This is a genomic window from Pseudomonas sp. m6p (assembly GCF_055760375.1).
Map to the genome: position 1 here is coordinate 3011694 of NZ_CM147084.1, position 13666 is coordinate 3025359.

Sequence of the window (13666 nt, forward strand, 5' to 3'; positions counted from 1 at the left end):
CGTGCTCTTTATTCACTGAAATGTTAGGCGGCCAGTTTACGGCGGTTATACAAACCGCCCAACAAACCGGTGAAGCATCCGATGAGTAACCCGCTGACGTGGGCGGCGTTGGCGATCTGGCCGAACCCGATCATCGAGACCAGCCCGGACATGCAGATCACCAGCCACACCAGCATCATCACCAGCACGCCACGCGGCAGGCGATACGCCGGATTCGGCGCCAGCAACTGGAAAATCCAGCAGTGGCCGAGCAGTCCGTAAAGCACGCCGGACAAGCCGCCGAACAGGCTCGGGCCGCTCCAGGCAAACTGCGCGTAGTTCGACACCAGGCTGAACAACAGGGTCAGACCGAGCAGATTGATGCTGCCCTGACGTGACTCGATGCGCCGACCCAGCTCCCAGTACCACATGCCGTTCATGGCCAGGTGCAGGATGCCGAAATGCAGCAGCATCGGCGTGAACAGGCGCCACCACTGCCCCGCCGCCAGGCTGTCGGCCAGCGGGGTGAACTGGATGTACTCGCCGACCACGCGAAAGTCGAGGAACGTCAGCCAGCGGATCGTGTCGAGGTTGTCGCCCAGATAGGTCAGGCCACCGACCAGCAGGCTCAGCAGCAGGATCAATCCGGTGGCCTTGGCGTGTTTGAGTTGCTCGGCGAAGCTCGGGCGCTTGAAGGTCGGCGCCAGCGGGATGTCCAGTTGCTGATCGGGATCGCCGGCCGGGAAGCGCTCGTACAGCGAACGTACGTCCTCGCTGATTTCCGCCGGGGCCCACAGCACCTGCTCGCCCGCCTCTTCACTGACCCGATGCGGCACCTGCATCCGTTGCAGCAGTTTGACGAAACCACTCAAATCCACCGCCAGTGGCAGACGCAATACCGCTACCGCACTCATTGCAGCACCTCCGGCCGCTCGACATCGACCCAGACAAATTTATGCGGATCCAGGCGTGTTTCCTGATCCAGACGATAGGCCACCAGTTTGCCGTAGAGCACCGCGCTGTAATCGAGACACGCGAGATTCGGGCGGATCGGCGCCGGTTTGCCGCTGCGCCAGTAGTGGCCGACGAACAACAACGGCTCGTCGATGCCGTAGCGCAGCAGGTTGTTTTTTTCGCTGGAGGTCAGCGGCTTCTGCGCCACCGGCTCAGGCAGTGCATCCGGCTGGAAGACAATGTCGCCGTAGGTTTTCGGGTCGTCTTCCCAGAACTTGGTACGGAAGAACGAACGCACCAGACCGTCGCCGCTGGTCATGGTCAGGCCATCCGGCAGGCGCATGTCGGTGCCGCGCAGCAAGCGGTCGAACACGGTGCAGGCGAAGCTGCCGGGCACGGCCGAGGCCTGGAGAAAGTGCTCGTCGATACGCGCATCGGGGAACAGACCGCGCAACGGTTCGATCAGGCTGGCATCCCAGCAGGCGTGCACCACGCGGAATCGTCCGGCATCGACCACCAGCGGCAGTTCGTAGAACCAGTTGAGGAAGTCATGCCAGTCGCCCGGATGATCTTCGAACTGGGTCAGGGTTTCTTGCAGCAGGCGTGCATGGCGCGGCGTGTGTTCGCGCACGAACTGCTTGCCGCTGCCCGGAAGCGCCGGCGTGCTCCAGCCCAGTGCGTTGAATTCGTGATTGCCCATGATGCACAGCGCCTGCCCGGCCTCGACCATGTCGTGGACGATGTGCAGGGCTTCGCGGATCCGCGGGCCACGGTCGATGATGTCGCCGACGAACACGGCCATGCGCGATGGATGCCGCCAGACCCCGCCCTGCTTGTGATAACCGAGGCGGTCAAGCAAGTGTTCGAGGGTCAGGGCGCATCCATGCACGTCACCAATCAAGTCATAACTGCGCGCGGGATCGAGCATCAGTCGCCTCCACCACCCAACTTGCTGCCCCAGCCGAGCTTGGTCCGGCAGACTTCGTAGTAGTTGTGGTCGAGCGGGTGAATCAGCCGCAGCTTCTGGGCTTTCTTGCTGACGGTGATGGTGTCGCCCGGCGCGCAGGTGAAGTGGTTCTGCCCGTCGCAGGAGACCTGCGGGTAGATCTGCATGTTTTTCGACACGACGATTTTCAGCTCACTGTTGCCATCGACCACAATTGGCCGGCTCGACAACATATGGGGGTACATCGGCACGATCACAATGGCGTCGAGCTTGGGATGCATGATCGGGCCACCCGCCGACAGCGCGTAAGCGGTGGAACCGGTCGGGGTGGCGACGATCAGACCGTCGGCCTTCTGGCTGCAGACGAACTGGCCGTCGATGTACAGCTCGAACTCGATCATCCGCGTCGATTTGCCCGGGTGCAGCACCACATCGTTCAGCGCATCGCCCTGGCCGATGGCCTCGGCGTGGCGGCGGACTTCGGCTTGCAGCAGGAAACGGTTTTCTACCAGATAGTGGCCGTCGAGCACCTTGGCCACTTCGACTTCCAGCTCATCGGGGCGAATATCCGTCAGAAAACCGAGGCTGCCACGGTTGATCCCCAGCACTGGAATATTGTGCTTGGCCAACGCGCGAGCGGCACCGAGCAGGCTGCCGTCACCGCCAACGACGATGACCATGTCGCAGACTTCGCCGAGCATCTTGCGCGACGAGGTTTGCAGGCCGTGGCCCGGCAGGACTTCGGCGATGGTGTCTTCGAGAATCACGTGCAGGTGACGATCGAGCAGAAAGCGTTTCAGTCGGCGGACGGTATCCAGCACCTGGGAACTGCCCAGGCGACCGATGATGCCGATATTACGAAATTGCTCCATGGGACCTCTGCGGACAATCGAAAACGCGAAAAGCACGATTATGGGCGAAAGCCCGCCATAGACAAAATCCTTTCAGCCTCAAGGGTGCGCGCGTGTTTCAGGCTATGCTCGCAAGATGATCCTGTTTCCCGACCTGCTCCAGTTGCCACATCAATTACGCCATCCGGAAGTGCGGGATCTGGCGTGGGTGATTCTCGCGCCGCCGATGCTCGCGGCGACGCCGTGGCCACAGCGCCATCCGTTGGCCGGCAGCGATTGGGTCAGCGATCCGGCGCGCCTGGAGCAGTGGCTGCGGCAACTCGATCGTGACAGTTATGGCTTGCTGCACTGGCTGTCGCAGGCGCGCACTCGGCGACTGGGCCTGTATTACGAACGGCTGTGGCAGTTTGCCGTGGAGCATGCGCCGGGCATCGAACTGATTGCTGCCAACCTGCCGATCCGCCGCGAAGGCCACACCCTCGGTGAACTGGACATGCTGCTGCGCGACCGCGACGGCGTGCATCACCTGGAACTGGCGATCAAGCTCTATCTCGGCCCGCAGAATGGCGACGGCCACGACCCGGCGCAGTGGCTGGGGCCGGGTTGCCACGATCGACTGGACCGCAAACTGGCGCATCTGGCCGAACACCAGCTGCCGATCTCGGCGCGCCCGGAAAGTCGCGAGGCACTGGCCACGCTGGATATCGAAGTGTTCAGTGCGCAGTTGTGGCTGGGCGGCTACCTGTTGTACCCGTGGCCCGGCACGTCTGCATCACCGAGCGGCGCGCATCCGCAACATTTGCGCGGGAGCTGGCTGCATCAGAAGGATTGGCCGGCGTTCGTCGCTCAACGTCCGGCCGGGCGCTGGCAACCCCTGCCCCGCCATGCATGGCTGGCGCCGGCACACTACCCGGCGGATCAGACCTGGAGTGCTGAACATCTGCAGATGTGGCTGGACGACCTGGAACCGATGGCCCCGGCGCAACTGCTGGTGCGCCTGACCGAGAATGCGCAGGGCGAATGGGAAGAGGCGGAGCGGTTGTTTCTGGTGGCGGATCTTTGGCCGAATGTGCCGGGCCAGGCCTGAGATTTTGCGGTGTTTGCACCGGCCCCATCGCTGGCAAGCCAGCTCCCACAGGGATCTTCTGTGTGCTCACTATCTGAGCCGCACCACAAAACCTGTGGGAGCTGGCTTGCCAGGGATCTACTGTGTGCTCACTTTCTGAGCCGCATTACAAAACCTGTGGGAGCTGGCTTGCCAGCGATGGGACCAACTCGGTCTAAAGGGATAACCGCAACGCCAAAGCCGCCAAGGTAATCAACAACACCGGCACCGTCAGCACAATCCCGACCTTGAAGTAATACCCCCAGCCAATCCGGATATCCTTGCGCGCCAGCACATGCAACCAGAGCAACGTCGCCAGACTGCCGATCGGGGTAATTTTCGGCCCCAGGTCACTGCCGATCACGTTGGCATAAATCATCGCTTCCTTGACCACACCGCTCGCCTGGCTGGCATCAATAGACAGCAAACCGATGAGCACCGTCGGCAGATTGTTCATGATCGACGACAACAGCGCTGTCAGTACCCCGGTGCCCAGCGCCGCGCCCCACACGCCATAACCGGCGAACACATCCAGCCAGCCGGCCAAGTAGCCGGTCAGCCCGGCATTGCGCAGGCCATAGACCACCAGGTACATGCCCAGCGAGAAAATCACGATCTGCCACGGCGCTTCCTTGAGTACCTTGCGCGTGGAGATCTTGTGACCACGGGCAGCGATCCCCACCAGCAACGCAGCGCAGACTGCGGAGATCGCGCTGATCGGGATGCCCAGCTGTTCGAGGAAGAAGCAGCCGATCAACAGGATCACCAGCACTACCCAACCGGCGTAGAACGTGGCTTTGTCATGGATCGCCGTATGCGGTTGTTCAAGCTGTTCGGGGTCGTAGGCCTTGGGAATGTCGCGGCGGAAGAACCACATCAACACACCCAAAGTGGCGGCCACGCTGACGAAGTTGACCGGTACCATCACCGCCGCATAGCGGTTGAAGCCGATGTGAAAGAAGTCCGCCGAAACAATGTTGACCAGGTTCGACACCACCAGCGGCAGGCTCGCGGTGTCGGCGATGAAACCGGCGCCCATGACGAACGCGAGGGTTGCCGCCGGGGAAAAGCGCAGTGCCAGCAGCATCGAAATCACGATCGGCGTGAGGATCAGTGCCGCGCCATCATTGGCGAACAGCGCCGACACCAGCGCGCCGAGCAGCACCATGTAGGCAAACAGCTTGCGCCCACTGCCCCGCCCCCAGCGCGCCACATGCAGCGCGGCCCAGGCGAAGAATCCCGCTTCGTCGAGCAACAGACTGATGATGATCAGTGCGACGAAGGTGCCGGTGGCGTTCCAGATGATCTGCCACACCAGCGGAATATCGCTCAGGTGCACGACGCCGAAGATCAATGCGAGCACGGCGCCGAGCGTCGCGCTCCAGCCGACGCCGAGGCCTTTGGGTTGCCAGATGACAAGGGTGATGGTCAGCAGGAAGATCAGTGACGCAGCGAGCATTCGCGACAGCCTTAATGAATGAAATAAACCAAACCACACAACTGTGGGAGCGAGCCTGCCCGCGAAAGCGGACTGTCAGTCACCACGAGGTGTGGCTGATGGCCCTTTCGCGAGCAGGCTCGCTCCCACAGGATTTTCTCAAGCCGCAGCTCTGACCCGATTATTTTTTGTGTTGTTCCACAAATTTCCCATACGCATTGATGAAATTTTGCAGGAACGGCTTGACTGACTCGCTCAATTTGCCCGCCTCGTCAAACGCCGAACCCGCGCCGCCCAGGTACGCTTCCGGCTGCTGCATGCACGGCACATCGAGAAACACGAAAGACTGGCGCAGATGCTGGTTGGCGCCAAAACCGCCAATGGCTCCCGGCGACACGCTGATCACCGCCCCCGGCTTGCCGCTCCAGACGCTTTTGCCATAAGGCCGCGAACCCACGTCAATCGCATTCTTCAAAGGCGCCGGCACCGAGCGGTTATATTCCGGGGTGACAAACAGCACCGCGTCGGAAGAGCCCACCTGCTGGCGGAAAGTGCTGTAGGCTGCCGGCGGTGAATCGCCGTCGATGTCTTCGTTGTAAAGCGGCAGATCGCCAATTTCGACAATCTTCAGTTTCAGGTTCGCCGGTGCCAGCTCGGCCAGTGCCAGCGCGACTTTGCGGTTGATCGATGCTTTGCGCAGGCTGCCGACGACTACAGCGACGTTGTAGACATTGCTCATGGAAGACTCTCGACTGTCCGTGGGAAGAGCCAGTAGTTATAGATGATTCGATGACCGTTTCACCAGCGTGCGCAGGAAATTCCTCCGCGCTGATTATTTTTTTCCTGCAGGAAAACTTACAGGGCTTGATGACGGTCTACCAAGCCGCAAATCAAGCGTTTTATCTCCAGAGGTTCTAAGCAGATGGCAGCAGTACTCGTCGGTCAGTTCCATGCAAGAGATGCGGAAGGCCGCGTTTATTCCGTGCATGAGTTCCAGGAATCCACCCCGTCGGCAGACGGTTTCACCGGCATGGAGCCTGTCACCACCTACAAACTGGCGATTGGCGATCGAGTGAAGAAGCTCAGCGACAATGAGTTTTTGCTGGTTCAGTCGGACATCACCCTGATCCGCGAACCCGAGCCAACCGTCGCTCAATAACCGCGCGTTATGAGCAGAAGTCATATGCGCAGACTTGGGGTAGGATTCAGCCACTGACCCCACCTGCTGAACATGGACTTCACGCATGCGTTTACGTCATATCGAAGTGATTCAGGCGCTCTTGCAGACCGGTCACCTGGGCACCGCCGCCGAATGGCTGCAGCTCCCGGTGACTGACGTCGAAGAGCGTTTGCGCGAAGCCGAGAGCGAGTTGGGGTTCATGCTGTTCGCCAGCGTGCGCGGTCGATTGCAATCAACGCCCGAAGCGCGGGCGCTGCAGGTGGAAATCGCTCACGTCTATCAGGCGCTGGAGCCGGTGCAGCGCCTGGCCAGCAGCCTCAAGCAATACCTCGCTCCGCCCCTGCGCATCATCGGCACCCCGCCGCTGGCGCAACTGCTGTTGCCGCAAAGCATCGCGCTGTTGCGCCGACGTTTGCCCGACGCGCCCTGCCGTTTGCTCAGCTCGCCCACGTGCGACATCGTTCGCAGCCTGCTGCTGCGCGAAAGCGATCTGGGCCTGAGCCTGCACGATCCGGAACACCCCGACATCCACTGCCAGCCATTGGCCCACGGCAAACTGCAACTGCTCGCACCGCACGGCTGGCTGCAACCGAAGCAGAAGTACATTTCCCTGCAGGATCTCGCCGGCCAGGCAATGGTCGGCCTTGAAGGCCACGACCCGCTGAGTCCGGCATTGGAGAACAAGCTCCAGGCCCTGCGCCCGGCGCCGAGCATCCAGACCCGGGTGCAAACCCACCAGATGATGCGCAGCATGGTCGAGGCCGGCGAAGGCCTGGCCATCGTCGACCCGTTTACTGCACTCGGTGCACGGGCGGGCGGCCTGGACGTCTGCCCGTTGTCACCGGCGGTGCCGATCAGCCTGTATGCGCTGAGCTACCGACACAACGCCACGCCGGCCGCGATTCAAACGCTGCTGGCGATCGTCACGGAACAAGCCGAGGCGATGCTGGCGAGCTGAGCGGGTTTTCCAGCGGGTTGTCGAACAGTCGGTACCAGAACAGCGCAATTTCGGCGGTATTCGGGTCTATCCCGCGATAACGCAAATGGTCGATACCGCCAATTTCGTAGCCACAACGTTCGTACAAACGACACGCACCGAGGTTATTGTTCTGCGTCTCGAGCATGATCCCCGGCAGCTTCTTCTTGCGACTCCAGAACTGCGCGACATCCAGCAACGCCTTGGCGACGCCATGGCGGCGTGCCGGTGCGTGCACCGCCAATTCATCGATGTGGGCAAAGCCGTTCCAGTTGGTGCTGATCACCAGATGGCCGACCGGCTCGTCATACAGATACGCCATGAAAATCGCGCTGTCGGCGGCATCGCGATAGCTGCTGAACTCTTCAGGATCAATGCCGTAGCACTTGCGGTACGGCACGATCGGCGTCACCGCCCAGCGCTCGACCGGCTGGCCAATGACTGCCGCGCCATACGCAGCCACCTCGAAACTGAAGTCGCTGCCCCAGATGTACGTCGCAAAACCATCGTCGGCGACGCGCACCGACAGCCCTGGGTATTTTGGATTCATGACCGGTTGCATACTCGGAAAAGTCCTCATTCCTTGACGCAATCGACGGTGTACTGCCGTCCATTGCCTTCATCTTCATGTTGCAGTCCATGCACATCAGCGACAAAACCGGGAAAGCTGCTATCGAACGTGCGGGCAAATTTCAGGTAGTCGATGATCGAGCGGGTTGCCTCGGTGAAGCGCTCGCCGGGCATGATCAACGGAATCCCTGGTGGATACGGCACCAGCATCACCGCCGCGACCCGTCCTTCCAGCTCATCGATCGGCACCGCCTCGACCTCGCCGCGCACCAGTTGATCGTAGGCGTGGGCTGGCTTCATGGCGATTTCCGGCAACACCGTGTACATGCGTTTCAGATGCTTGGCCGTGGCGTTGCTGCGGTAACAGGCGTGCAGTTGATCGCACAGGTCACGCAGGCCCATGCCGCGATAGCGCGCGGTGTCTTGCTGCGCCACGCAAGGCAGGCAGCTCGCCAGACTGACGTTGGCGTCATAACTGCGTTTGAATTCGAGCAACTCGGTGAGCAGCGTGCTCCACTTGCCTTTGGTAATGCCCATCGAAAACAACACCAGGAACGAATACAGCCCGGTCTTCTCCACCACCAGCCCGCGCTCCCAGAGGAACTTGCTGACCACCGCCGCCGGGATGCCCTTCTCGCTCAGCGCGCCGCCGGCATTCAATCCGGGCATGACCAGGGTCACTTTGATCGGGTCGAGCAGCACATAGTCGTCACTGACTTCGCCGAAGCCGTGCCAGTCGGCGTCCGGCTGCAGCAGCCAGTCTTCGGTCTGCACCCGGTCGATGCCTTCGACGCCGGGCGGCTGCCAGATCGAGAACCACCAGTCATCCGCCGCAATGTGCTGGCGCAGATTGGCCAGCGCCCGGCGAAAACTCAGCGCCTCATCGAAGGTTTCCTGCAACAGCGAGCGCCCGGCCGGGCCTTCCATCATCGCCGAAGCCACGTCCAGCGAGGCGATGATGCTGTATTGCGGCGAGGTCGAGATGTGCATCATGAACGCTTCGTTGAAACGATCGCGGTCCAGTTGCCGCGCACCACCATCCTGTACGTGAATCATCGAGGCCTGGCTGAACGCGGCGAGCAGCTTGTGCGTGGAATGAGTGGTGAACACCAGCGGGCTGTCTTCTGTGCGCGAGGTGGCCATGCCATAGCGTCCGGCGAAAAACTCGTGAAACGCCGCATAGGCGTACCAGGCTTCATCGAAATGCAGCACTTCGACGCTACTGCCAAGGCTCTGCTTGATCAGCTCGGCGTTGTAACACAGGCCGTCATAGGTCGAGTTGGTGACCACCGCCAGTTTGACTTTCGGTGCCCGGCCCTTGGTCAACGGGCTGGCGTCGATCTTGGCCTGAATCGACTCGCGACTGAATTCGCTCAGCGGAATCGGACCAATGATCCCCAGTTCATTGCGCTCCGGGCACAGGTATAACGGGATCGCGCCGGTCATGATGATCGCGTGCAGCACCGACTTGTGGCAATTGCGATCGACCAGCACCAGATCATCCCGACCAACCATCGAGTGCCAGACGATCTTGTTGGCAGTCGAGGTGCCATTGATCACGAAAAACGTGTGATCGGCGCCAAAGTTGCGCGCCGCGCGCTCTTCGGCTTCAGCCAACGGGCCGGTGTGATCGAGCAGCGAACCGAGTTCCGGCACCGACACCGACAAATCCGAACGCAGGGTGTTTTCGCCAAAGAACTGGTGAAACGCCTGCCCCACCGGACTCTTGTGGTAGGCCACGCCACCGCCATGTCCAGGCGTATGCCAGGAATAGTTGGAGTCGGCAGTGTGCTGCACCAGCGCCTTGAAAAACGGCGGCAGCAGGCCATCCAGGTATTTGCGCGCCGCCCGCGCCACCTGCCGCGCCAGAAATGGCACGGTGTCTTCAAACAGATAGAGAATGCCGCGCAACTGATTGAGTTCGGCCATCGCATCGGCGGGGGCATTTTCCAGGGTGACCTGTTCGCCGAGGGCAAAGATCGGCAGATCCGGCGCTCGCACTCGCGCCAGACCGATCAGTTCGGCCATGTTTTGCAACAGATGGGAATTGGTGCTGGCGTCTTCGGCAGCGATGAGCATGCACGCCAGACCATGATGGGTTGACGCCACCAACCGCCCTTCGGTGTAGTCGATGGCCGAAACGATCTTGAAACCTTCCTGCTCCAACTCCCGGGCGATGCCCCGGATACGCTCGCCGGCGACCGTGTCGGCCTTGATGTCGCGGTGGACGATCAACACCGGAAACTTCAAATCTTTGTACATGAGGCTCAGTGTCCCGAGGCGGCGGATCAATGTCTGCCAATGCACTCAGGGTAGAGGGTTGCAGCGAAAGTGGCGAGGGTGGCCAGTTGGCTTCATTCAGCCAAAAGCAAAAGATCGCAGCCTTCGGCAGCTCCTACAGGGATCGCATTCCAATGTAGGAGCTGCCGAAGGCTGCGATCTTTTGATCTTTTGATCTTTTGATCTTTCAGGCTTGAGCATCAGCCTCGGCAATCTGCGTCCACAGCGCCGGGCCACCGGCCGACTTGGCAATGATCTCCAGCCGCGCCAGGTGCTCCGCCAGCTCGTCTTCTGTCGCCCGGATAATCCGCGCAGGCTGACGATTCGCCGGCAGACGACGGATTTCGGTGGCGGAGTTGTCCGCGCCTTCGCCCGTGCCATTGCCGTCGGAAGCGTTGCCGGCCAGCGACAGGCTGGTCTGGCCACCGGTCATGGTCAGGTAGACGTCGGCGAGAATCTCCGAGTCGAGCAAGGCGCCGTGCAGTTCACGACCGGAGTTATCGACGCCATATCGTTTGCACAAGGCGTCGAGGCTGTTGCGCTGCCCCGGGTGACGCTCCCGCGCCATCATCAGGGTATCGAGAATGGTGCAGTGCTGCGTGATGTCCGCACGATCGTGCTGGCCCATCAAGGCGAATTCGTTGTTGATAAAACCAACGTCGAACGCCGCGTTATGGATGATCAGCTGCGCGCCATTGATGAACTCGAAGAACTCGTCGGCGACTTCGGCGAAACGCGGTTTGCCGACAAGGAATTCGTTGGTGATGCCGTGAACGCCGATCGCTCCCTCATCACTCTCCCGATCCGGTTGCAGGTAGACGTGAAAGTGCCGGCCCGTCAGGCGCCGACCGATCAGTTCGACACAGCCGATTTCAATGATCCGGTGACCATCGGTCACCGGCATGCCGGTGGTTTCGGTATCGAGTACAACGGATCTGGTGGCCATCAGTGTTCAGTTCTCAACGGGGTCAATCGTACAAAAGCGGCGATGTTAACACGCTCACGGTGCGCGTCGCCCGCCACCGCTTGATCGGCGCCGATAACCCTGTAGGAGCTGCCGCAGGCTGCGATCTTTTGATCTTGCTTTCGAAAAAACAAAATCAAAAGATCGCAGCCTGCGGCAGCTCCTACAGGGGAATGCATTCCAGATGGCAGGAGTGAGCCTGCTGCAATCAGCTCTGCTTGTAGCCGCGCACTTCATCCACCCCACGGTTGGCCAATTGGTCAGCCCGTTCGTTACCGTGATGACCAATGTGCCCGCGCACCCACTTCCAGGTGACTTTGTGGCGGTTGACCTGCTCATCCAGCTCTTTCCACAGGTCAGCGTTTTTCACCGGTTCTTTCGCCGCCGTCTTCCAGCCACGTTTCTTCCAGTTGGCCATCCACTCGTTGATGCCCTTCATGACGTACTGCGAGTCGGTCACCAGCAGCACTTCGCAAGGACGCTTCAGGGCTTCAAGGCCACGGATGGCGCCGAGCAGTTCCATGCGGTTGTTGGTGGTGTTGGCTTCACCGCCCCACAATTCCTTTTCCACGCCCTTGCACACCAGCAAGGCGCCCCAACCGCCCGGGCCGGGGTTACCCTTGCAGGCGCCGTCGGTGAACAGTTCTACGCTATCGACGCTTTCGCTCATGCCACTCTATCCAGAAAAATGCCTGGCCCCGTCGATCGCGGATCGACGATGGCCGCGGCCGGAGCACGTCCGGCCACTATAAAAAGAAGGTTTACGGTTCGATACGACGGCGGTTGACCTTGGCCATCGGCAGCGGAATCAGCTTGCCCATCGGCTCGCGACGCTCCTGACGCACCGGACGCAGGCCGACCACGATCTTGCGCGCGACCAGTAAATAGAAGCCACCGCCCGACAGTTGCCAGTCGCCGGCCTTGCGTTCCCAGCCGGCCAGTCGGGCCTGCCACTTGGGCGATGCAAGCGGCGGACGATAGCACCCGAAGCGGCGTTTCTCCAGCGCAAACCCCAGCAGGTTGAGCCAGTCGGCAACCCGCGACGGCGAGATACAGCGCGCCTGACGCAAGGCGTCGTGGGCGAAAACATGGCGCAGGCCCCAGGTGCTCCACGGGTTGATGCCGATGATCAGCAGATGCCCGCCGGGGCGTACGCTGCTCGCCGCTTCACGCAGCAAACCGTGGGGCGACAGGCAGAAATCCAGACCGTGCTGCAACACCACCACGTCAGCAGCATGCTCGCTCAACGGCCAGGCCTGTTCCTCGCAAACGATCTCGACCCCCGGCAACGGCGCGCCGAGCCGCACATTGCGCTGCACCTGCGGCGCCGACGGCGGGGTCTGCGCCGACGGCCCGTAATGCACCAGATAGCCGCCGAAGAACCGCCCCAACTCGTCTTCGAGCATGCGTCGTTCTTCATCCAGCAGAAATTGCCCGAGGGGACCTGCCAGCCACTCACGGGCCGCGCCGATCAACGCCAGCCAGTCGGGATCGGCCTGAGCGAACGCTTTATCGGTCATGTCATTCTCCAACGCCGCTAGAAGCTCTAAGATGCGCCAATGTTTTCCGCTTGGCGAATTCCGACGATGATACAGATCAGTGCCCTGCCCGCGTTCACCGACAACTACATCTGGTTGTTACAGGATCACCGCACCCAGCGCTGCGCCGTGGTCGACCCGGGCGATGCCGCGCCGGTGCAGGCCTGGCTGACCGCACATCCGGGCTGGGTGCTGAGCGACATTCTGATCACCCATCATCACCACGATCACGTCGGCGGCGTCGAACGCCTGAAAGCCGTGAGCGGCGCCACAGTCTACGGCCCGGCCAGCGAAAACATCCCGGGGCGCGATGTGGCGCTCAAGGACAACGACACGGTCAGCGTCCTAGGCTGGGACTTCGATGTCTATGCGGTGCCCGGTCACACCCTCGGCCACATTGCCTATTACCACCACGGCCTGCTGTTTTGCGGTGACACCCTGTTCGCCGCCGGTTGCGGGCGTCTGTTCGAAGGCACGCCGCAACAGATGCACCACTCGCTCAGCCGGCTCGCCGCGTTACCCGAGGATACGCTGGTGTATTGCACCCATGAATACACCTTGAGCAACCTGAAGTTTGCCGCCGCGGTCGAACCGAGCAACCCGGACATTGCCGCCCGTCTGGAAAAAGTCACTCAACAACGGGAAAAAGGCGTGATGACCCTGCCCTCGACCCTGGCCCTGGAAAAGCTCACCAATCCGTTTCTGCGCACCTCTGAAACATTAGTTACACAAAAAGTGGACGAACGGGCAGGCGCTCAAAACCGGGCGCCGAGTGAGGTTTTTGCGGCTCTGCGGGCCTGGAAAGATAAATTCTAAGTGACTCGCCCCCTGGTACAAAAATTCTGAATGGTTGACCGCAGGGGGTGCGCTTTCTAGAATCGCCCG

General features: G+C 61.1%; 14 protein-coding genes. 4 read left to right on the forward strand and 10 right to left on the reverse strand.

Features of this window, described 5'->3' with window-relative positions; genetic code table 11:
- Positions 1–23: 23 nt before the first annotated feature.
- The 3 genes from ACYZUM_RS13620 to ACYZUM_RS13630 are packed head-to-tail and all read right to left on the reverse strand — an operon-like array spanning position 24 to position 2751.
- Positions 24–893 (reverse strand): rhomboid family intramembrane serine protease, encoded by an 870-nt coding sequence (locus ACYZUM_RS13620; protein ID WP_108182943.1) that lies wholly within the window; start codon positions 891–893, stop codon positions 24–26.
- Complete coding sequence (locus ACYZUM_RS13625) at positions 890–1864, reverse strand: metallophosphoesterase (RefSeq protein ID WP_371917819.1); 975 nt, start codon at positions 1862–1864, stop codon at positions 890–892. The genes ACYZUM_RS13620 and ACYZUM_RS13625 overlap by 4 nt, the downstream gene beginning before the upstream one ends.
- A complete protein-coding gene (locus tag ACYZUM_RS13630) occupies positions 1861–2751 on the reverse strand; it encodes an NAD(+) kinase (protein WP_003224174.1) in 891 nt (296 codons plus the stop codon). Before ACYZUM_RS13630 ends, ACYZUM_RS13625 begins: the two co-directional genes overlap by 4 nt.
- A gap of 115 nt (positions 2752–2866) precedes the next feature.
- Between ACYZUM_RS13630 and ACYZUM_RS13635 the strand changes: the two genes are divergently transcribed.
- Positions 2867–3817 (forward strand): DUF1853 family protein, encoded by a 951-nt coding sequence (locus ACYZUM_RS13635; protein ID WP_108182945.1) that lies wholly within the window; start codon positions 2867–2869, stop codon positions 3815–3817.
- 193 nt (positions 3818–4010) lie between these two features.
- Here the strand turns inward: ACYZUM_RS13635 and ACYZUM_RS13640 are convergent, their stop codons facing one another.
- Positions 4011–5294: an arsenic transporter gene (locus tag ACYZUM_RS13640; protein WP_108182946.1), complete on the reverse strand. Its 1284-nt coding sequence runs from the start codon at positions 5292–5294 to the stop codon at positions 4011–4013.
- 160 nt (positions 5295–5454) lie between these two features.
- Positions 5455–6012, reverse strand: coding sequence for an NADPH-dependent FMN reductase (locus ACYZUM_RS13645; protein ID WP_041067261.1), 558 nt, complete (start codon positions 6010–6012; stop codon positions 5455–5457).
- A gap of 183 nt (positions 6013–6195) precedes the next feature.
- Between ACYZUM_RS13645 and ACYZUM_RS13650 the strand changes: the two genes are divergently transcribed.
- Both ACYZUM_RS13650 and ACYZUM_RS13655 read left to right on the forward strand, forming a co-directional pair.
- The gene (locus tag ACYZUM_RS13650) at positions 6196–6432 is read left to right on the forward strand and encodes a hypothetical protein (protein WP_041067263.1); all 237 of its coding nucleotides are present in this window, start codon (positions 6196–6198) and stop codon (positions 6430–6432) included.
- A gap of 85 nt (positions 6433–6517) precedes the next feature.
- Entirely contained in the window at positions 6518–7411 is an 894-nt protein-coding gene (locus tag ACYZUM_RS13655) for a LysR substrate-binding domain-containing protein (protein ID WP_108182947.1), read from the forward strand.
- Here ACYZUM_RS13655 and ACYZUM_RS13660 read toward each other — a convergent pair.
- The 5 genes from ACYZUM_RS13660 to ACYZUM_RS13680 all read right to left on the reverse strand — a co-directional run bounded on the left by ACYZUM_RS13660 (position 7377) and on the right by ACYZUM_RS13680 (position 12763).
- A complete protein-coding gene (locus tag ACYZUM_RS13660) occupies positions 7377–7991 on the reverse strand; it encodes a GNAT family N-acetyltransferase (RefSeq protein WP_108182948.1) in 615 nt (204 codons plus the stop codon). The genes ACYZUM_RS13655 and ACYZUM_RS13660 overlap by 35 nt on opposite strands.
- 14 nt (positions 7992–8005) lie before the next feature.
- The gene (locus ACYZUM_RS13665) at positions 8006–10261 is read right to left on the reverse strand and encodes an Orn/Lys/Arg family decarboxylase (RefSeq protein WP_047293707.1); all 2256 of its coding nucleotides are present in this window, start codon (positions 10259–10261) and stop codon (positions 8006–8008) included.
- A 205-nt stretch (positions 10262–10466) separates the two neighbouring features.
- Positions 10467–11225, reverse strand: coding sequence for a DNA polymerase III subunit epsilon (gene dnaQ, locus ACYZUM_RS13670; RefSeq protein ID WP_047293706.1), 759 nt, complete (start codon positions 11223–11225; stop codon positions 10467–10469).
- 226 nt (positions 11226–11451) lie between these two features.
- Positions 11452–11913, reverse strand: coding sequence for a ribonuclease HI (gene rnhA, locus ACYZUM_RS13675; protein WP_003224162.1), 462 nt, complete (start codon positions 11911–11913; stop codon positions 11452–11454).
- Between the two features lie 91 nt (positions 11914–12004).
- Entirely contained in the window at positions 12005–12763 is a 759-nt protein-coding gene (locus ACYZUM_RS13680) for a methyltransferase domain-containing protein (RefSeq protein ID WP_003224159.1), read from the reverse strand.
- A gap of 66 nt (positions 12764–12829) precedes the next feature.
- Here ACYZUM_RS13680 and gloB point away from each other — a divergent pair, with 66 nt between their 5' ends.
- Positions 12830–13597 carry a hydroxyacylglutathione hydrolase gene (gloB, locus tag ACYZUM_RS13685; RefSeq protein ID WP_108184405.1) on the forward strand — a complete coding sequence of 256 codons (768 nt, stop codon included), beginning with the start codon at positions 12830–12832 and terminating at the stop codon, positions 13595–13597.
- Positions 13598–13666 lie beyond the last annotated feature (69 nt).